Consider the following 559-nt stretch of genomic DNA (forward strand, 5'->3'; position numbering starts at 1 on the left):
GCCGCTTTGATGGCCCCTCTTGCAAATACACCTTTTGAAAGTGCTGTATGCTTGATCTCAATAATTTCATCCATTCCTGCAAATATGACGGTATGCTCTCCTACGATACTACCACCACGGACTGCGTGGATGCCGATTTCATTTTTATTTCTCTTTGAATTCTTGCCTTCTCTGCCATAATTGTATACCATCTCATTGCTCATTTCTTCATTGATGGCTTGTGCGATCATATATGCCGTTCCACTTGGGGCATCTATTTTCTTGTTGTGATGCTTTTCAATAATTTCTATGTCAAATGCTTCATTTAATATGTTTGTAGACTTTCTCACCAGATCTAAAACCAAGTTGATTCCCAGAGAAGTATTGGAGGATTTAAATACAGGGATTTTCTTTGATACATCCTTTATTCTAATTTCTTGCTCTTCACTGAGTCCTGTGGTTGCTATAACCACTGCTGTATTTGTATCCACGCAAAATGTCAATAGATCATATAATCTGGCTGGGTTTGAAAAGTCGATTATGACATCACATTGTTCTTGAACCTGTGATGGCGCTTCAT

At 38.5% G+C, this 559-nt stretch carries 1 protein-coding gene; it reads right to left on the minus strand.

The features are described from left to right. Nucleotides 1-521, minus strand: a 521-nt coding sequence (gene dapB / locus RCF13_RS23355) for a 4-hydroxy-tetrahydrodipicolinate reductase (protein ID WP_308141571.1), incomplete at its 3' end; no start/stop codon positions are given. Nucleotides 522-559 lie beyond the last annotated feature (38 nt).

It is taken from the genome of Stenotrophomonas maltophilia group sp. RNC7 (genome assembly GCF_030910085.1).
Lineage (GTDB): Bacteria > Pseudomonadota > Gammaproteobacteria > Xanthomonadales > Xanthomonadaceae > Stenotrophomonas > Stenotrophomonas sepilia.